The sequence below is a fragment of the Comamonas sp. 17RB genome, from assembly GCF_030056555.1.
Taxonomy (GTDB): domain Bacteria; phylum Pseudomonadota; class Gammaproteobacteria; order Burkholderiales; family Burkholderiaceae_C; genus Comamonas; species Comamonas terrigena.
This window is the reverse complement of sequence record NZ_JASHHY010000010.1, coordinates 228,413-248,105: the sequence shown is the minus strand read 5'-3', so window position 1 is coordinate 248,105 and position 19,693 is coordinate 228,413. Positions and strand designations below refer to the sequence as shown.

Annotated in this window: 10 protein-coding genes; 7 read left to right on the top strand and 3 right to left on the bottom strand. The window is 64.8% G+C overall.

The genetic code is table 11. The features are described from left to right. The first annotated feature begins 13 nt into the window (after window positions 1-13). Window positions 14-8,029, top strand: a complete 8,016-nt coding sequence (locus QM470_RS18660) for a type I secretion C-terminal target domain-containing protein (RefSeq protein WP_283340289.1) — start codon at window positions 14-16, stop codon at window positions 8,027-8,029. Window positions 8,030-8,258: 229 nt separating this feature from the next. On the opposite strand, the gene gyrB is transcribed toward QM470_RS18660, so the two are convergent. From gyrB to dnaA, 3 genes are all read right to left on the bottom strand, one after another. Beyond that, complete coding sequence (gyrB, locus tag QM470_RS18655) at window positions 8,259-10,838, bottom strand: DNA topoisomerase (ATP-hydrolyzing) subunit B (RefSeq protein ID WP_283340288.1); 2,580 nt, start codon at window positions 10,836-10,838, stop codon at window positions 8,259-8,261. 150 nt (window positions 10,839-10,988) lie between these two features. After that, window positions 10,989-12,110, bottom strand: a complete 1,122-nt coding sequence (dnaN, locus tag QM470_RS18650; protein ID WP_283340287.1) for a DNA polymerase III subunit beta — start codon at window positions 12,108-12,110, stop codon at window positions 10,989-10,991. A 137-nt stretch (window positions 12,111-12,247) separates the two neighbouring features. Further along, window positions 12,248-13,657, bottom strand: coding sequence for a chromosomal replication initiator protein DnaA (gene dnaA / locus QM470_RS18645; protein ID WP_283340286.1), 1,410 nt, complete (start codon window positions 13,655-13,657; stop codon window positions 12,248-12,250). Window positions 13,658-14,037: 380 nt separating this feature from the next. On the opposite strand from dnaA, the gene rpmH reads away from it, so the two are divergent. The 6 genes from rpmH (at window position 14,038) to QM470_RS18615 (ending at window position 19,683) form a co-directional block, all read left to right on the top strand. Then, complete coding sequence (gene rpmH, locus QM470_RS18640) at window positions 14,038-14,172, top strand: 50S ribosomal protein L34 (protein ID WP_012207856.1); 135 nt, start codon at window positions 14,038-14,040, stop codon at window positions 14,170-14,172. Window positions 14,173-14,230: 58 nt separating this feature from the next. Then, the gene (locus QM470_RS18635) at window positions 14,231-14,749 is read left to right on the top strand and encodes a ribonuclease P protein component (RefSeq protein WP_218333481.1); all 519 of its coding nucleotides are present in this window, start codon (window positions 14,231-14,233) and stop codon (window positions 14,747-14,749) included. 1 nt (window position 14,750) lies between these two features. After that, entirely contained in the window at window positions 14,751-15,023 is a 273-nt protein-coding gene (gene yidD, locus QM470_RS18630) for a membrane protein insertion efficiency factor YidD (RefSeq protein WP_083520472.1), read from the top strand. Continuing rightward, window positions 15,020-16,732, top strand: a complete 1,713-nt coding sequence (gene yidC / locus QM470_RS18625; protein WP_283340285.1) for a membrane protein insertase YidC — start codon at window positions 15,020-15,022, stop codon at window positions 16,730-16,732. Before yidD ends, yidC begins: the two co-directional genes overlap by 4 nt. A 148-nt stretch (window positions 16,733-16,880) precedes the next feature. Continuing rightward, the gene (gene mnmE / locus QM470_RS18620) at window positions 16,881-18,323 is read left to right on the top strand and encodes a tRNA uridine-5-carboxymethylaminomethyl(34) synthesis GTPase MnmE (RefSeq protein ID WP_283340284.1); all 1,443 of its coding nucleotides are present in this window, start codon (window positions 16,881-16,883) and stop codon (window positions 18,321-18,323) included. A 325-nt stretch (window positions 18,324-18,648) separates the two neighbouring features. Next, window positions 18,649-19,683 carry a Bug family tripartite tricarboxylate transporter substrate binding protein gene (locus QM470_RS18615; RefSeq protein WP_283340283.1) on the top strand — a complete coding sequence of 345 codons (1,035 nt, stop codon included), beginning with the start codon at window positions 18,649-18,651 and terminating at the stop codon, window positions 19,681-19,683. The last annotated feature ends 10 nt before the right edge of the window (window positions 19,684-19,693 follow it).

Sequence of the window (19,693 nt, the reverse complement as noted above, 5' to 3'; positions counted from 1 at the left end):
ATTCGAGAAGCTGGTGGCCGACACCAAGTCGGTGAGCACGGCTATCCTGGACGACAGCGATCCGGTCTATGTGCAGATCAGCGTGGACCAATCGGCCGTGTTCGAGGGCGGCGCCCTGGTCTACACCGTGCGCCTGGTCGACGGCAACGGTGATCCGGTCAGCGTGGCCGCAGGCAAGAACGTGACCGTGACATTGGACTGGAGCGGCGCAGCCGCCAACGGTGCCGACGTCTCCGGCCTGCCCAGCACCGTGACCATTGCCGCGGGGCAAACTGCCGCACCGTCCTTCACGGTGAAGGCGCTGGTGGACAACCAGGTGGAATACCGCGAGCCGCTGACCGCGACCATCGCGGCCGTGCAAGACAATGGCGGCAGCAACAAGGGCTTTGAAGACCTGCAGATCAGCGCGACCCACTCCAGCGTCAGCAGCACGGTGGTGGACAAGCCCACCATCACGGTGGTGGACACCAACGGTGCCGCCATCAAGGGCCAGGTCACGGTCAATGAAAAGGGCCTGACCAGTACCGCCGACGACAGCGAAAGCGCGCACGGCACCTTGAAGGTGACGGCAGGCTCGGGGCTGGACAGCATCAAGATCAACGGCACCGTGGTGTCGCTGGCCGATCTGCAGAACCTGGGCGCCGATGGCATTGTCATCAAGGTGGCCGGCCATGGCGAGCTGACGATCACCGGCTTCACACCGACGGCCAAGGCCGATGGCATGGACGTGGCCTGGGATGTGCAGTACACCTACACGCTGACGCAGGCCCAGACCCATGCATCGGGCAACGGCACCAACGATGCGCTCAAGAACATTGCGCTCGAAGTGATTGCCAAGGGGGCCGATGGCACGGGCACGGTGTCCACCGCTGGCACGCTGGGCGTGCAGGTGATTGACGATGTGCCGACCATCGTGACGGAAGTGGGCGCGGCCGAACCCACACTGACCACCGATGACGCGGATCTGCAAGCGGGTACACCGGACAAGGCCAGCATGGATTTCGCTCCGGTCTTTGTGGTCAAGAGCAAGGACTACGGCGCCGATGGCGCCAACGGCACCGTGGCCTGGAGCTACCAGCTCACTGTGACCAATGGCACGGATTCGGGCCTGAAGAGCGGCGGCCAGAGCATCCTGCTGTACCAAAAGGCCAATGGCGAGATCGTCGGCGTCACCGGCGGCGATGCAACCACCGGCAAGGTGGTGTTCAGCGTGACGGTGGACGCCACCGGCAAGGTGACCTTGGAGCAGACCGGTGCCATCGACCACAACAAGGCGGACAGCGGCGACTACAGCAGCGACACGCAAAGCCTGTTGGACGGCCTGGTGAAACTGTCGGGCACGGCCACCATCACCGACAAGGATGGTGACAAGGCCAGCCATACCACCACCGTCAATATCGGTGCCAACCTGGTCTTCACCGATGACGGCCCCAGCATCGGCAATTCCACCGACGCCCGCGTGGAAGAAAAGAACCTGGCCACCGGTACCGAGGCCAACAGTGCCCTGACCGTGGTCACGGGCAGCCTGGCGGTGGATTTTGGTGCCGACAATGCCAGCGGCGCCAAGGCCTACTTCACCCAGGCCACGGCCGAGCAGCTGCAGGACCTGGGGCTGAAATCCAACGGCACCGCCCTGGTTATCACCCTGGGTGCGGACGGCAAGATCGTTGCCACCGCGGGTGTGGGCGGCGCAGAAGTCTTCCGCCTGGAAATCACCAACGCCAGCACCAACCAGGCCGGTTACAAGTTCACCCTGACGGGCGCGCTGGACCACGTGGATGGCAACGGCAAGCAGGTCAGTGTGCTGGATCTGCCCATCAGCTTCGAGGCCCGTGACAGCGATGGCGACACCGCCAGCGGCAACTTCCAGGTCTCCGTGGTAGACGATGTGGAGCGCGCCTCCCAGCTCATCACCGTGACCGAAGACAGCGGCGCCGGCACGACGGGCAACCAGTTCAGCCTGGGTGCGGACGTGGCGGCCAGCGAAATCCGCATTCTGGCGGCCGATGGCGTCACGGTGCTGCAGGGCACACCGGGTGCCGATGGCAGCACGGTGTACGCCACCGGCCATGGCCTGCAAGGTACGGTCACCGTCAACAAGGACGGCAGCATCACCTATGTGCCCAGCCCGAACTACAGCAACCAGCTGCAAGGCAAAGACCAGTATGCGGCCGATGAACTGAAGTACTCGATCGTCAGGGATGATGGTACGCCGGTCCCGGGCACGGTGACGGTCCAGGTCAAGGCCGTGGCCGATGCGCCGGTGCTGGACACACTGGCACCTGCGACCACCAATGAAGACACTGCCGTGCACCTGGGCCTGAAGGCCCCGACGATCAGCGATGCGAGCGACCAGAACGGTGCCGGCGCGGGTGACAACCCTGAACGCCTGGGTCCCATCACGCTCAGCGGCTTCCCGGTTGGGGCACAGCTGCTGGATGCCAGCGGCAACGTGGTCTATACCTTCACCAGCAGTTCGGTCACCGTTTTGCTCACGGATGGCAACCACACCGCCAGTGCCAGTGGTGCCTTGTCGATGACCACCGCCGAATTCGAGGCCCTGCAGGTGCTGCCGCCGGCGGAAAATGCTGCCAACTTCAAGGTCACGGTCAAAGTGACCAGCTATGAGGTGGACGAAAGCGGCAACAAGCTCAGCAGCGTAGACGGAAAGACGGGTTCCACCACGGTGGATGTGAAGGTGCTTGCGGTGACCGACCCGATCGAGCTGAAGATCGACGGCAAGGACAGCCACGAGCTGACGCTCAAGGAAGACAGCAGCTACAACCTGACACCGCTGTTGAAGGTCAGCCTGGATACCGATGCCGACGGTAACAAGCAGGCCGATGTGGACGGCAGCGAACACCGCTGGCTGGAAGTCACGGGCCTGCCCGTGGGCAGCACGGTCAACGGCACGCTGATCACCAGTGCCACCCAGGTGGTGAAGCTGGAGATCACCAGCAAGGATGCCAGCAGCCTGCCGGACATCATCGTGACGCCGCCCAAGGACTTCAGCGGCGACATCACCGACATCACGGTGACGCTCAAGGCCCAGGACATCGACCCGAATGGGACGAAGGAAAATGGCGTGGTGCTGAGCGACTCCGTCACCGTGAATCTGCACGTGGAGCCGGTCGCCGGTGACGTGGTCGTGGAGCACCCGAAAGCGATTGCCGAAGACACCGAAGTGGCGTTCCTCGCCGGCGTGCGGGTGACCGACAGCGGAACGGCCGGTGGCACCGAAGTCATCACCAAGGTGCAGTTCGAGCTGCCGCAGGACTGGACGCTCAGCGGCCAACCAGCTGCGGGTACGGCCGGCGATGCGGTCTGGACGGTCACGGGCTCCGGCACCACGGCCGACCCCTATGTGATCGAGTTCACGGCAGGTTCCGAAGCCAATCGCGAGTTGGCGCTGGGCCAGTTCACGCTCACCCCGCCGGCACACAGCAGCAAGGACGCCACGGTGCAGTTGTCCATCACCACGGTGGATAGCAATGCCGACGTCACGGGTGGCGCAGACACCAGCGATGAGGTGACGGTGCAGAAGCCAGTGCAGATCACCGTGACCCCGGTGGCCGAAAGCACCGCCGGTGGCGATACGGACCACAATGGCCAGGCCGACCTGACCGTGCCCACCACGGACCACACCTATGCGGCCCTGGGCAAGGAAGACACGGTGTTCGACCTGAACATCGAAGCCACCGACCTGCTGAACCAGGCTGGCTGGAAGAACGAAGATCTGGACGAAACCACCACCGTGCTGCTGACGCCGGTGAAGCTGTCGGAAGACGGTCTGAGCAGCAGCCCGGCCATCGGCACCGTCTTCACCTGGAATGGCGGCAGCGCCACCTACCAGGGCACCCCGATCGAGGTGCCGCTGTCGGCCTTGTCCAGCCTCACGTTCCAGGCCCCGCTGAACGATGCGGGCACCTTCCAGGTCCAGTTCCAGGCCAAGACCTACGACTACGACGACGACACCGAGACTGGTGTGGCCGATACCGCCATCTCCGATGCGGGCAGCCTGACCATCCAGGTCGCGCCGGATGCCGACCTGGCTGCGCTGTCGGTGCAGCCGGCACAAGGGCTGGAAGACACGGCGATTGCGTTGACGATCCGTCCGTCCAGCACGGACGGCTCGGAAACCTTCAACGTCAGCATTGCCCAGATTCCCGTCGGAGCCAGCCTGCACTACGGCGGGCTGGAAATCACCAGCAGCACCACGGGCGTGCCGGGCATCACCGTCACCGCGCAGGGTGGATCCTGGTCGGTGGTGATCACCGACTACCAGACCAGCGCAGGCCTGACTGTGACCCCCCCGGTCAACAGCAATGCCGACTTTGCACTGGAGGTGAAGACCCAGGCGGTCGACGCCCTGCAGGGCTTTGACACCAGCACCGGTGCCTGGAGCCAGACGCAGAACCTGCCGGTCAAGGTCATCGGTGTGGCCGATGAAGCCAGCGTGGCGGCCAAGCCCCACACCTACACGGAAGCGGACCTGGACAGCGGCGCTGCCAAGATCCAGCTGGGCGATCTGATCCAGAGCGTGCAGCAGGCGGACACCGATGGTTCGGAAAAGCTGAGCTTCCGCATCACCGGCCTGCCCGAAGGCTTCACCCTGGAAGGCGCGCGCTATCTGGGTGGCACGGGTGCGGACCGCGTCTGGGCGGTGGATTCCGAAGCCGCCCTCAAGGCCATCACCATCACCGGTCCCGAGAACTTCAGCGGCACGGTGTCGGTGCAGGTGACCCCAGTCACCACCGAAAACGACGGCGACTGGAAGAGCCATGCCACGGAAACCCTGGTGGCCACCATCACGCCTTCGCCCGAGTCGGTGGGCAACCAGCACGCCACTTTGTACGAGGACCGTGAATCTGCCCTCGATTTCTCGATCCAGACACCGCAAGGCGAGAACGAAAGCCTGACCCATGTGCACATCAAGGCCGAGGATTTCGAATCCCAGGGCTTCCAGCTGTTCCTGAACGGCGAGCCCATCGACAGCGCATCCGTGAAGATCGTCACCGATGCCCAGGGCAGCGCTTGGTACGTGCTGGATGCCACCCAGGCCGGTCAGGTGACGGCCCTGCCGATCACCGAGAACAAGGCCGACAACCAGGCCGATGCACCGGAGCTCAAGCTCACGGTGAAGTACGAGGTGACGGATGCCTCCAGCGACGGTTCCGTGGCCCCGGTCACCACGCTGGGCGAGCCCCAGGACTACCACCTGCACGTGACCCCGGTCACCGACCAGGTGAGCCTGGAGCTGGGTGGCATCACCACCGGTGGCGCCGACCTGAACACCGACACCTCCGGCACCGTGCCCCTGGTGACCTTGGAGAGCACAGGCAACTTCCAGGTGGGCATTGTGCTGAGCTCGGCCGACCAGGATGGCAGCGAATCCCTGATCCAGGTGCTGGTGACCGGTGTGCCCAATGGCCTGACGGTCGATGGGCTGAGCATCGGTGGCACGCAGGTGGGTGTGGCCCACCAGCTGGACAACGGCAAGTGGGTGATTGAGGTGACGCAGTCGCAACTGGCCCAGTTTCAGGCGAGCGTCCATGGTGGCGACGTCCAGGCGCAGCTGTCCTTCACGGCTGGCTCCGCACTGTCCGGCCAGGCCCATGCCACGATCGGCATCGAAGTCTTCAGCCACGACGCTGGGGCCAGCAACGTCTCGAACGCTTCCGTGCAGTACGAGCTGCAGGCCGACTTCACCGGCGGCGGACAGCCGGGCCAAGCCGTGCAGCTGGACTTTGAACGCAACCCGGACTTCACCGGCCAGGAAGACACGGCCTTCACCCTGGACCAGCTGTTCCAGGCGACGATCAGCGACAACCCCAGCGGCCAGGATGTGGCGTTCACGCTCAGCCTCAAGCTGCCGGCAGGCGCGACCATCGTCCAGGACGGTCACACCCTGACTGCCATCAAGGTGGGCGGCGATGGCGCCGAGGAACTGTGGCTGATCTCCGGAACGGCCAAGACCACCGAAGAGCTGCAGGCCCTGCTGAGCGAGGTGGTGGTCACACCGCCGGCCGATCTGAACGACCACTTCGGTGGCATGCAGATCGATGCCACCATGGCCGGGCATGTGGTGTCCACCGGCGAGCAGACCGTGGTCAAGGTCCACGACACGCTGCCCCTGGCGCCCGAGACCGATGGTGTCAGCACCGCGGTGGTGCTGTCGGCAGCCGACGCCGATGGCAGCCCGACCGGTGAACGTCCGAAGGAAGGCAGCGACATTGCGATCCAGATCGACATTGCGCGCGGCGTGGACGGTCCGTCCCTGCTGAACGGCACGCTGACCATCAAGCTGACCGAGGGCGATGGCTTCAGCGGCGGCAAGCTGTTCTACGGCACGACCGAGCTGGTCCAGCAGGCGGACGGCAGCTACCAGCTGCCGCTGGATGCCGCGACCCAGCAGGCGCTGCTGACAGGCACCAGCACCAGCATCGTGGGCCTGCACTACCAGCCCGATGCGGCGCAGAAGTACGTCAACGGCAGCCTGGAAGTGGAAGTGATCGTCCAGAGCAAGGAGCAGGATGCGCCGGAGTGGACCAGCTCGCAAGGCTGGGCCGACAGCAACGGTGACAGCGGCACCGTGGTGGTGGAGCAGATCAACAACGGCTTCGAGTTCACCAACGTGGGCTCCAACACGCCTTACCAGGACGGTGACATCGGCACCATCCAGGGCAGCGAGAACCAGACCGGCACCAGCCTCATCACGCTGGATATCGGGGGCAAGCTGCTGGACGCCGACGGCTCCGAGCAGATCCACACCGCCATCCTGGAAAATCTGCCCAATGGTTTCCTGGTGTACTACACGGACGCCAACGGGGCACTGGTGCAGGCCGTCAACACCGGCTCCAGCTGGAGCATCCCGGTCGATGGCGGCAAGCTGCCAGTCATCAGCATCCAGGCGCCGCAGAACTGGAGCGGCACGGTGGAAAACCTGGCACTGCGTGTGCTGAGCGGCGAAAGCAGCGATTCCGGACACCAGCAGGTCAGCTCCGCGACCTTCCAGCTGGAAGTGGCTGCCCGGGCCGATGGTTTTGAGACCGACACGCCGGTGGTGGAGCAGTCCTTCGGACGCGAGGGCGACATCATCGCGCTGAACCTGAACCTGGCCATGAAGGACCGCCAGTCCGCCGGTGCGGGCGACAGCTCGCTCGAGACGGTGACCCTGACCCTGACCGGTCTGGGTGAGCACGCCAGCTTCTATGTGGGCAGCACCCTGCACACTGCCAGCTACGACCAGGCCACGGACACCTACACGCTGACCGGTCTGTCCCAGACGGATATGGACCAGCTGGGCTTTGTCCAGGCCAAGGATGCGCTGACGGACCAGAACGCATCGGCCAACGGCCTGCAGATCGGTTTCACGGCCCATACCGTGGATGGCAGCGATGTGTCGTCGAGCATCTCCGGCAGCTTTGACCTGACGCTGAGCAGCCAGAGTGGCTCGGGCGTGGTGCTGGACGGTTCGGGCAGCAGCCATGGCAACCTGATCGGCGGGGCCGGCAGCGACACCCTGCTGGGTGGTGCGGGCGACGATGTGCTGCGCGGTGGGGCTGGCAACGACAGCCTCCACGGCGGTGCAGGCAACGACCACCTGGAAGGCGGCAGCGGCAATGACGTGCTGATCGGTGGGGCCGGCAACGACACCCTGATCGGCGGCGACGGCGATGACATCTTTGTCTGGAAGCAGGGCGACGCCGGTGGCGATGGCCTGGCACTGGCGGCCAAGGACGTCGTGGCCGACTTCGGCAACGGCCACGATGTACTGGATCTGGCCGATCTGCTGCAGAACGAGAACGCCGACAACCTGGGCAAGTACCTGAGCTTCAGCAAGGAGGGCGACGACACCGTGCTGCGCATCTCGAGCACCGGCGCGTTCAGCGATGATGCCGGTTCGCTGATCTCCAAGGTGGACCAGCAGATCACGCTGCAAGGTGTGGACCTGCTGCAGGGCAGCTCGTCCGAAGAGCTGGTCAAGCAGATGCTCAGCGATGGCCGCCTGAAGGTGGATCAGACCTGATCGACGGAGAACCTTGTCGCTGCCATGGGCACGCGGCAAGGGGGTGGCGCTTGCCGGTGCCTGGGGCATCGGCGGCGCTGTCCCGCTGGCGGTCATCCTGGCCGCAGTGGGTCCTGCCGGAGCTGGTGGCCTTCCTTGGCTCCCGATCCATTTCCATCAAAAAAGCCCGGCACTGCCGGGCTTTTTCATGGGTGCAATCCGGGGGCCGGATTGCCGTGCGCCAGGGCGCTTACGCGTCGATATTACCGGCGCGCAGGGCGTTGTCTTCGATGAAGTTACGGCGGGGTTCCACCTCGTCGCCCATCAGCATGGTGAACACGCGGTCGGCTTCGATGGCATCACCCACCTTGACCTGCAGCAGGCTGCGCACCGCGGGGTCCATGGTGGTCTCCCACAGCTGTTCGGGATTCATTTCGCCCAGACCCTTGTAGCGCTGGCGGCCGGTGGTGCGTTCGGCTTCGGAGATCAGCCAGCGCATGGCCTGGCGGAAGTCGCCCACCTTTTCGGTCTTGGCCTTTTCGCCTTCACCGCGGGTGACCTTGGCACCTTCGTTCAGCAGGCCGACGAAGTTCTGCGCTTCATCGGCCAGCGCGGCGTAGTCGTGGCTGGCCACGAATTCCTGCGTCAGGATGGAGCTCTTGATGTTGCCGTGGTGGTGGCGGCTGATGCGCAGGATGGGGTTCTGCGAGTGCGGATCGATCTCGGCCGTCACGGCAGCGGGCACGCCGGTGGTGGTCAGCTCGCGCAGCTTGGCTTCCAGCACCGGGGCGCAGGCCTGGGCATCGGCCAGGGTGTCGAGCTTGATCTGCACGCCGTCGGCAATGGCGCGCAGGGCTTCGGCATCCATGAAGGCCGACAGGCGTTCGATCACGCTTTCGGCGGCCAGGTGCATGTGGGCCAGCTTCTCCAGCTCTTCGCCTTCGATGCTGCGCGCTGCAGCACCGCCGGTGGTGACGCTGGCGTTCTGCAGGGCGATGCGCATCAGGTACTGGTCCAGGGCCGGGCCGTCCTTCAGGTACAGCTCTTCCTTTCCGTTCTTGACCTTGTACAGCGGTGGCTGGGCAATGTAGATGTGGCCGGCTTCCACCAGATCGGGCATCTGGCGGTAGAAGAAGGTCAGCAGCAGGGTGCGGATGTGGGCGCCGTCCACGTCCGCGTCGGTCATGATGATGATGCGGTGGTAGCGCAGCTTGGCCAGATCGTAGTCGTCGGCGTTGCTCTTGCCGCTGTCCGCGCTGGCCTTGCCGATGCCGGTGCCCAGGGCGGTGATCAGGGTGACGATTTCCTGGCTGGACAGCAGTTTCTCGGCACGGGCTTTTTCCACGTTCAGGATCTTGCCGCGCAGCGGCAGGATGGCCTGGAACTTGCGGTCGCGGCCTTGCTTGGCGGAGCCGCCGGCGGAGTCACCCTCGACGATGTAGATTTCGCACAGCGCCGGGTCTTTTTCCTGGCAGTCGGCCAGCTTGCCGGGCAGGCCCATGCCGTCGAGCACGCCCTTGCGGCGTGTCATTTCGCGGGCACGGCGCGCAGCTTCACGGGCGCGGGCGGCGTCGATGATCTTGCCGCACAGCTTCTTGGCATCGTTGGGCTTTTCTTCCAGGTATTCGGTCAGCGTCTTGGCGACGATGTCTTCCACCGGCGCACGCACTTCGCTGGACACCAGCTTGTCCTTGGTCTGGCTGCTGAACTTGGGTTCGGGCACCTTCACGCTCAGCACTGCGCACAGGCCTTCGCGCATGTCGTCACCCGAGATTTCGACCTTGGCCTTCTTGGCCAGGTCGTTGTCGGTGATGTACTTGCCGATCACGCGCGTCATGGCTGCGCGCAGACCTGTCAGGTGGGTGCCGCCGTCACGCTGGGGAATGTTGTTGGTGAAGCACAGGACCTGTTCGGTGTAGCCATCGTTCCACTGCATGGCCACCTCGACACCGATTTCGGTGCCGGGAATGCCGCCATAGCTTTCGGCCGGGCGGCTGCCCGTGGCGTAGAAGGGCGTGATGTCCAGGTCCTTCTTGTTGCCGTTGATGAACTTCACAAAGCCCTGCACGCCGCCGGCGCCTGAGAAGTCGTCTTCCTTGCCGTCGCGTTCGTCCTTCAGGCGGATGCGCACGCCGTTGTTCAGGAAGGACAGTTCGCGCAGGCGCTTGGCCAGGATCTCGTAGTGGAACTCGTTGTTTTCCTTGAAGATCTCGGTGTCCGGCAGAAAGTGCACCTTGGTGCCGCGCTTGTCGGTGTCGCCGATGATGCGCATGGGCGAGATTTCCACGCCATCCACCACTTCGATCAGGCGGTTTTGCACAAAGCCGCGCGAGAAGTCGATCTCGTGGGTCTTGCCGTCGCGGCGCACCGTCAGCTTGAGCTTGACGGACAGCGCGTTCACGCAGGACACGCCCACGCCGTGCAGACCGCCGGAGACCTTGTAGCTGTTCTGGTTGAACTTGCCGCCGGCGTGCAGCTCGGTCAGGGCAATTTCCGCGGCCGAGCGCTTGGGCTCGTGCTTGTCGTCCATCTTCACGCCGGTGGGGATGCCGCGGCCGTTGTCGATGACGGACAGCGAGCCGTCGGCGTGGATGGTGACCAGAATGTCGTCGCAGTGGCCAGCCAGGGCTTCGTCGATGGAGTTGTCCACCACTTCAAAGACCAGGTGGTGCAGACCGGTGCCGTCGGAGGTGTCGCCGATGTACATGCCGGGGCGCTTGCGCACGGCCTCCAGGCCTTCCAGGATCTGGATCGCGCCTTCGCCATAGCCGCTTGCGTCGGCCCCTGCAGGGGCTTGGTTCTGGGGATCTGGCTGGTTCTCTGCGGTCATGGATGAAATGCCTTGTGCTGCAAGAGCAGGCGCTGTCTGCACCTGCCCTGCCTTGAATTCAATGAACTAACGGTGGAAAAGAGCGCGATCCGCGCAGGATCGGCCGCTCTTTCGAGGGGGCGCCCAGCCGGGCCGGGCACCCCAGTGGCATCAAATGCGCATGGGCATCACCACGTACTTGAAGCGCTCGTTCTCGGGGATGGTGACCAGGGCGGAGCTGTTGCCGTCGGCCAGCTGGACCTGCACCATGTCCTGGCCCATATTGGCCAGCACATCGATCAGATAGGTCACGTTGAAACCGATTTCGATGGTGTCGCCTCCGTAGTCGATGTCCAGCTCGTCCACTGCCTCTTCCTGCTCGGCATTGGTGGAGGCCACGCGCAGCGTGCCCGGCTCCAGGTTCAGGCGCACGCCCTTGAACTTGTCGCTGGTCATGATGGCGGTGCGCTGCAGCGAGGCCAGCAGCGGGGCACGGCCCAGGGTGATGCTGTTGCTGTGGTTGCGCGGGATGACGCGGTTGTAGTCGGGGAACTTGCCTTCCACCAGCTTGGTGACGAACTCCATGCCGGCAAAGGTGAACTTGGCCTGGTTGTTGGCGAACTGCATCTCGATGCGGGGCTGGTTTTCGCCACCCACATCGCTCAGCAGGCGCTGCAGTTCCAGCACGGTCTTGCGCGGCAGGATGACTTCCTGCTTGATGCCCACGTCCACATCCAGCTCGGCGCTGGCAAAAGCCAGGCGGTGGCCGTCGGTGGCGACCAGGCTCAGCGTGTTGCCTTCGGCCACGAACAGGATGCCGTTGAGGTAGTAGCGGATGTCCTGCACGGCCATGGCGAACGAGACCTGGCCCAGCAGCTCCTTGAGCACCTTCTGCGGCACGCTGAAGGCCGGGCCGAAAGCGGCGGCTTCCTGCACCAGCGGGAAGTCCTCGGCCGGCAGGGTCTGCAGCGTGAAGCGGCTCTTGCCGCCCTTGAGGATCATCTTGGACTGCTGTGTCTCCAGGCTCACGGTCTGGTCGCCGGGCATGGTCTTCAGAATGTCGATCAGCTTGCGGGCACCCACCGTGGTGGTGAAGTCGCCGGTGTCACCGCCGAGCTCGGCCGTGGTGCGGATCTGGATTTCCAGGTCGCTGGTGGTCAGCTGCAAGGCGTTGCCCGTCTTGCGAATCAGCACATTGGCCAGGATGGGCAGGGTGTGACGGCGTTCAACAATGCCGGACACCGATTGCAGGACCGCGAGAACTTTGTCTTGTGTGGCTTTCAGGACGATCATGTCAACCTCTGATGGTGATGCGGGGACTGCGTTTGGGCCAGCGGCACATGGTGGCGTACCCCCTCTTGCTGCCCAAACCCCCATTGTGCCCCTGCCGGCCCGGACACAGGTCCGCAGTCCGGCCCGCAGGCGGGAAATTAGCCTTTGAGTGTCTGTTCCAGCACATGGAGCTGCTGGTTCAGTTCGGTCAGTTGCTGGCGTTCACCCGCAATCTTGCGGACGGCGTGCAACACGGTAGTGTGGTCGCGGCCGCCAAACAGCTCGCCGATTTCCGGCAGGCTCTTTTGCGTCAGCTCCTTGGCCAGGTACATGGCAATCTGGCGCGGCCGTGCAATGCTGGCCGGGCGCTTCTTGCTGTACATGTCCGCCACCTTGATCTTGTAGTAGTCGGCCACCGTCTTCTGGATGTTTTCCACCGAGATCTGACGGTTCTGGATCGACAGCAGATCGCGCAGTGCCTCGCGGGCCAGCTGGATCGACACTTCCTTCTGGTTGAAGCGCGAGTAAGCCAGGATCTTGCGCAGCGCGCCTTCCAGTTCACGCACGTTGGAGCGTACGTTCTTGGCCACGAAGAAGGCGACTTCCTCGGGCATCTCGGCGTTCTCGGCGCGGGCCTTGTTGATCAGGATCGCGACACGCATTTCCAGCTCGGGCGGCTCGATGGCCACGGTCAGGCCGGAGTCGAAGCGCGAGACCAGACGTTCATGGATGTTGGCCAGCCCCTTGGGGTAGGTGTCCGACGTCATCACGATGTGGCTCTTCTTGGCCAGCAGCGCTTCGAAGGCGTTGAAGAACTCCTCCTGCGTGCGGTCCTTGTTGGCGAAGAACTGCACATCGTCGATCAGCAGCAGATCGAGCGAGTGGTAGCGTTCCTTGAATTCGTCGAAGGTGCGGCGCTGGTAGGCCTTGACCACGTCGGACACAAACTGTTCGGCGTGGATGTAGAGCACCTTGGCGTCTGGCTTGTCCTTGAGCAGCTGGTTGCCCACGGCATGCACCAGGTGGGTCTTACCCAGGCCGACACCGCCGTAGATGAACAAGGGGTTGTACAGGTGGCCGGGCGAGCCCGCCACGTGCATCGCGGCCGAGCGGGCCATGCGGTTGGCCGTACCTTCGACCAGGGTGTCAAAGGTCAGGGCCGGATTCAGGCGGGTGCGGAACACCGGGGCGGCCGCTTCTTCGCTGGCCGACAGGGTGGTGGCCGGGGCGCCGGCTTCCGGAGCTGCGGCGCTGGCTGCGACCTGCACCGGGCGCACATAGGTCCGGGTCACGCTTTCACGGTGAGCAAGTGCCAACTCCAGGGTGACGGCCTGGCCGTACAGAGCTTCCAGCAGCGCGGCAATGCGGCCCGCGTACTGGGCACGGATCCAGTCGAGCTTGAAACGGTTGGCCACGTAGACCGTGACCTTGGAGAAGTCTTCCGCCACCGAGGCGGTCAGGGGCTTGATCCAGGTGTTGAACTGCTGCTCCGGCAGGTCTTGGCTGAGCTGCTCGACGCAGGCCTGCCACAGGCCCTGGCCAGCGTCGTTGGTGGGTTCCTCGGTCATTTCTTGCTGGTTTTCTTGTGGATAGGAGGAACGGTTACGGGGTGGTGATTGTAGCTTTTCAAACGGTTATCCACAATGAAAGGCCCACCCGACCCTGTCTTCCTATAGGCGAGGTATTTTGACGGAAGTTTTGCAGGGGCATTGCAACAAGGGGACAACGCTGAGATAATTTCGGGTTTCCCTGAATGTGTTCAGGGTGATATGTCCCGCGCGGCGCACAATACTGGAAATTTTTCGGTAGTGGTGCACGCCTGTTTCCGGGGTGCGGCAATGATTGCTGCGCATTGGAAGAGGGTGTGCGACAGCCGGGCGGTGCAGGCGGGCGCGGCTTATTCGAAGCAGCGCAGCCACTGCAAAACTGAACCTTCCAAGGAATCAACATGAAACGTACTTACCAACCTTCCAAGACCCGCCGCGCCCGTACCCATGGTTTCCTGGTGCGCATGAAGACCAAGGGTGGCCGTGCCGTGATCAACGCACGCCGCGCCAAGGGTCGCAAGCGCCTGGCCGTCTAAGGCCAGTCCGTTTGGCAGCCTGTCCCATCTCACGCCCTGCAGGTCGGGGCTGATGGATATGCAGCGGCTGAAGACGCGCGCGCAGTTCCAGGCGGCAATGTCCGGGGGCGTCATCGCCCGGTCGGCGCATTTCGCCTTGCACCGCCTGGTGCTCGAATCCGCCCAGGTTGCCGCCGACACCATTCCTTCGGGGCCCGGCTCCTTGCCTCCAGTGCAAGGGCCGCAGGCCCTGTTTGCCGTTCCCGGACAGGCTTATCCACAGGTGTGGATGGGCCCGCTGGTGCCCAAGCGTTGGGCCAAGCGTTCCGTGACCCGCCATGCCATCAAGCGCCAGGTCTACGCCGTGGCCGAGGCCTGCGCCCCGCAGCTGCAGGCCCTGCCTGCCCAGGCGGCGTATGTGGTGCGCCTGCGGGCGGGCTTTGATCGCAAGCACTTCATCAGTGCCTGCTCCGATACACTCAAGGCGGCCGTGCGGGCCGAGCTGCAGCAGCTGTTCGCCTCGGCCATACGCCGGGCCCAACAGCCCGCCAAGGCGCAACCCGCGTCTGCGCCGCCGGTTTCCGAAGGGGTGGTCTGACATGGTGCGGGCCTTGCTCATGGCATTGGTGCGGGGCTATCGCCTCACGCTCAGTCCATGGCTGGGCTCGGCCTGCCGGTTCGAGCCCACCTGCTCGGCCTATTCCCTGCAAGCGCTGGAGCGGCATGGTGCCGCCGCCGGGTCCTACCTGACCCTGCGCCGTCTGGCCCGCTGCCACCCGTGGTGCGCCGGCGGCCATGATCCCGTGCCCGAGCGTGCGCCAGGGCTGTTTTCCGGTTTGACCTCCTCTTCCTCTGCAAAGAAGTCTTCATGAACGACATTCGCCGCACCATCCTGTGGGTGATATTTGCCTTTTCCCTGGTTCTGCTGTGGGACAAGTGGCAAATCCACAACGGCAAGCCAGCCACGTTCTTCCCCTCGGCTTCCACCGCGCCCGCCCCGGCCGCGGCCAAGCCTTCGGACGTGCCAGCGGTTGCCGCTCCGACCGCTACGGCCAGCGATGTGCCCGGCGGTGCCGCTGCACCGGCGGCCGACGCCATTGCCCGCGAAAAGATCACCGTCAGCACCGATGTGCTGCGTCTGACGTTTGACGGCCAGGGCGGCGGCATCGAGCACGCCGAACTGCTCAAGTACATGGACTCCGTGGACAAGAGCAAGCCCTTTGTGCTGTTCGACGACAGCGCCAACCGCGTCTACCTGGCCCAGACCGGCCTGATCGGCGGCAACTTCCCCACGCACAAGACCACCATGCAGCTGATGCCCGGTGCGCGCGAGCTGGCCGATGGTGCCAACGAGCTGCAAGTGCGTTTCGAGTCGCCCGCCATGGACGGCGTGAAGCTGGTCAAGACCTACACCCTGAAGCGCGGCGCCTACGACATCGCGGTCAAGCACGAGGTGGTGAACACCGGTACGGCCGCCGTGAGCCCCCAGCTGTACCTGCAGCTGCTGCGTGACGGCAATGCGCCCGAAGGCGAAAAGTCGGCCATGTACTCGACCTTCACCGGTCCGGCCGTGTACTCGCACGAGAAGAAGTTCCAGAAGGTCGAGTTCAAGGACATCGAAAAGGGCAAGACCGAATTCGTGAAGTCCACGCCCGATGGCTATGTGGCCATGGTGCAGCATTACTTCGCCAGCGCCTGGCTGCTGGGTGATGGCGTGCAGCGCGACAACTTCGCCCGCAAGGTGGGCGACAACCTGTATGCCGCCGGCACCATCACCACCCTGGGCACGCTGCAACCCGGCGAAACCAAGGCCGTCGATGCGCGCCTGTTTGCCGGCCCGCAGCTGGAAAAGATGCTGGAGTCCATCTACCCCGGCCTGGAGCTGGTCAAGGACTACGGCATGTTCACCATCCTGGCCAAGCCCATGTACTGGCTGCTGGACCAGATCCACAGCGTGCTGGGCAACTGGGGCTGGGCCATCATCGGTCTGGTGCTGATCCTGAAGATCCTCTTCTACTGGTTCAACGCCAAGGCCTACTCCAGCATGGCCAAGATGAAGGCCATCAACCCCAAGATTCAGGAAATGCGCGAGCGCCTGAAGGACAAGCCCCAGCAGATGCAGCAAGAGATGATGCGCATCTACCGCGAGGAAAAGGTCAATCCCATGGGCGGCTGTCTGCCCATCATGATCCAGATCCCCGTGTTCATGACCCTGTACTGGGTGCTGCTGTCCTCGGTGGAAATGCGCCAGGCGCCCTGGATCGGCTGGATCACCGACCTGTCGGCCAAGGACCCCTGGTTCATCCTGCCGCTGCTGATGATGCTGTCGTCGCTGCTGCAGACCGCACTGAACCCCGTGCCTCCCGATCCGATGCAGGCCAAGATGATGTGGTTCATGCCGCTGATCTTCAGCGTGATGTTCTTCATGTTCCCCGCCGGCCTGGTGCTGTACTGGCTGACCAACAACATCCTGTCCATCGCACAGCAGTGGGTCATCAACACCCGCATGGGCGTGCCGCCCCAGTTCAATCTGCCCAACTTCAAGTCGGCCCCTGCGGCTGATGCGGGCAAGAAGAAGTAAGCAGCGCCTGCGCTGACCCCCCAACGGCCGCCGCAAGCGGCCGTTGTCTTTGGTGCCGGGACTTCCGGCGCGGCAAAGACGGCGGCCCTGGCTATGATCGGCCGCTGACCCGGTACCCCCACCGATTTCCTCCTCGAAAGCCTTGCCCATGCTTGCCCGCCATACCGATCCCATTGCCGCCATCGCTACCGCACCCGGTCGGGGGGCGGTGGGCATCGTGCGCGTCTCGGGCAAGCAGATCGCGCCCCTGGTGCGTGTGCTGTGCGGCAAGAATCTCAAGCCCCGCGAGGCCAGCTACCTGCCGTTCAAGGATGCCAAGGGCGCTCCGATAGACCACGGCCTGGCGCTGTACTTCCCCGGCCCGCACAGCTACACCGGGGAAGACGTGTTGGAGCTGCAGGCCCACGGCGGGCCGGTGGTGCTGCAGCTGCTGCTGGCGCGCTGCCTGGAGGCGGCGGCCAGCCTGGGCGAAGCAGGGGCACCGGTGCTGCCCGGCCTGCGCCTGGCCCAGCCCGGAGAGTTCACCGAGCGTGCGTTCCTGAACGACAAGATCGACCTGGCCCAGGCCGAGGCGATTGCCGACCTGATCGATGCCAGCACCGAAGCAGCAGCCCGCAGCGCCAGCCGGTCGCTGTCGGGTGACTTCTCGCGCGAAATCCGCGAGCTGCGCGATGCCCTGGTGCATCTGCGCATGCTGGTGGAAGCCACGCTGGACTTCCCCGAGGAAGAAATCGACTTCCTGCAGAAAGCCGACGCCTACGGCCAGCTCGACCGCCTGCAGGCACAGCTAGGCCTGGTGCTGGCCCGCACCCAGCAGGGGGCGCTGCTGCGCGAAGGCATCAAGGTGGTGATTGCCGGCCAGCCCAATGCGGGCAAGAGCTCGCTGCTCAATGCACTGGCGGGGGCTGAGCTGGCCATCGTCACCCCGATTGCCGGCACCACGCGCGACAAGGTGCAGCAGACCATCCAGATCGATGGCGTGCCGCTGCACGTGATCGACACCGCCGGCCTGCGCGACAGCGACGACGAGGTAGAACGCATCGGCATTGCCCGTGCCTGGGACGAGATCGCCGCCGCCGATGCCGTGCTGTTCCTGCACGACCTCTCGCGCACCACGGAGGCCGACTATGCCGCCGCCGACTTGGAGATCGCCCAGACGCTGGCGGAACGCATCCTGCCCAGCGTGCCGGTGATCGATCTGTGGAACAAGACCGACCTGGCCGCGCCCGGCGCGCAGATGGAGCCGCTGGCGCCTCTGGCCGGCCGAGCGGGCAGCGACCAGCGCCTGAGCCTGTCCGCCCGCACCGGCGCGGGGCTGGATGCCGTGCGCCAGCGTCTGCTGCAGGTGGCCGGCTGGCAGTCCGCCGCCGAAGGCCTGTACATCGCCCGTGCGCGGCATGTGGAGGCGCTGCAGGCCGTGGGGGCGCATTTGCAGGAGGCCCATGACCAGCTGAACGTGCCCGGGCCGGCGCTGGACATCCTGGCCGAAGAGCTGCGCTTGGCGCAGCAGGCACTGAACAGCATCACCGGGGAATTCACCTCGGACGATCTGCTGGGCGTGATCTTCTCCAGCTTCTGCATCGGCAAGTAAGCCTGCCGTCCCCTTGGTGCCGCCGTATGGCGGCGCCCCGCTGAGCCCCGCCTGCCGGGGCTTTTTGCTGTGCGCGGCGCGGTGGATCCTGCTGCCTGCTGCCTGCTGCCTGCTGCCTGCTGTCTGCTGGTGCGGCCGCTGTGCACCAGTGTGGGGTGAGCATGGCGTGGGAGTGGGGATTGCAGAGGGAATGCTGCAAGAAGCGGGGTGGATGCAGTGCGTTGGGCCCGTTGGCACTGTTCTTGCGCGGTAGCGGGAGTCTCCCTCTCTCGGATCCGCCGCCGTGTCGTGTGGCGGCCGGGTTTCCGTCCCCTGAAAGGCTCCCATGCATTCCCTCGGTTTCTTGGTTTCCCCTTCTACGTCTGCTTCCTCCACTTCCACCACGCGCCGCGGCGCCTTGCGCAGCCTGCTGGCCCCGGCTGCGGCCGGTGCTCTGGCGGCTGCGGGCCTGCCGGCCTGGGCCAACGCCTACCCGGCCCGCCCGCTGAAGACGGTGATCTCCTTTCCGCCCGCGGGCGCTACCGACATCCTGGCGCGCCTGGTCGCGCACAAGGTGGGCGAGAAGATCGGGCAGTCCATCATGGTGGAGAACCGTCCCGGCGCCGGCGGAACGCTGGGGCTGGATGCCGTGGCGCGCGCGCCGGCCGATGGCTACAGCCTGTACCTGGCGGCCGTCACCAACCAGATGATTGCCGGCCACCTCTATCCCACCAAGGCCGATCTGCAGCGCGACTTCGTGCCCGTGGCGCTGATCGCCAATGCGCCCCACCTGCTGATCGTCAACAACGAGGTGCCGGCCAAGACCATGGCGGAATTCGTGGCCTGGCTGCGCAGCAAGAGCGGCACGGTGAACTTTGCCTCCCAGGGCACGGGCACGCTGTCGCACCTGGAGTCCGAGCTGCTGCTGCAGCGCACCGGCACCCAGGCCGTGCATGTGCCCTACAAGGGCAGCGCCATGGCGGTGACCGATATGCTGTCGGGCGCCGTGTCCTTCATGTTCGACAGCGTGGCGGCTTCGCTGCCGCTGATCCAGGCCGGCAAGGTGCGTGCGCTGGCCGTGGCATCGTCGACGGCGGTGCCTGCCGTGCCCAATCTGCCGACGGTGACGCAGGCCGGTGTGTCAGGCTACGACGTGGACAACTGGTTCGGCATCTACGCCCCCAAGGGCACGCCGCAGGCGGCGGTCGATCTGCTGGCCAAGGCCACGGCCGAGGTGCTCAAGGAGAAGTCCACCATCGACGAGTTGATTGCCAAGGGCTATGTGGTGACGCCGGGCGACGGTGCCAAGCTGGCGGCGCTGACCCAGGCCGACCACCGACGCTGGGGTGAGGTGATCAAGACGGCCAAGGTGTCGCTGTGACGCCTGGCCT

Bases quoted from the DNA above. Each gene is read 5' to 3' on its own strand.
- dnaN (WP_283340287.1), bottom strand. From the start codon at position 12,110: ATGATCGTCCTGAAAGCCACACAAGACAAAGTTCTCGCGGTCCTGCAA.
- gyrB (WP_283340288.1), bottom strand. From the start codon at position 10,838: ATGACCGCAGAGAACCAGCCAGATCCCCAGAACCAAGCCCCTGCAGGG.
- yidD (WP_083520472.1), top strand. From the start codon at position 14,751: ATGGTGCGGGCCTTGCTCATGGCATTGGTGCGGGGCTATCGCCTCACG.
- QM470_RS18615 (WP_283340283.1), top strand. From the start codon at position 18,649: ATGCATTCCCTCGGTTTCTTGGTTTCCCCTTCTACGTCTGCTTCCTCC.
- rpmH (WP_012207856.1), top strand. From the start codon at position 14,038: ATGAAACGTACTTACCAACCTTCCAAGACCCGCCGCGCCCGTACCCAT.
- QM470_RS18635 (WP_218333481.1), top strand. From the start codon at position 14,231: ATGCAGCGGCTGAAGACGCGCGCGCAGTTCCAGGCGGCAATGTCCGGG.
- mnmE (WP_283340284.1), top strand. From the start codon at position 16,881: ATGCTTGCCCGCCATACCGATCCCATTGCCGCCATCGCTACCGCACCC.
- dnaA (WP_283340286.1), bottom strand. From the start codon at position 13,657: ATGACCGAGGAACCCACCAACGACGCTGGCCAGGGCCTGTGGCAGGCC.
- yidC (WP_283340285.1), top strand. From the start codon at position 15,020: ATGAACGACATTCGCCGCACCATCCTGTGGGTGATATTTGCCTTTTCC.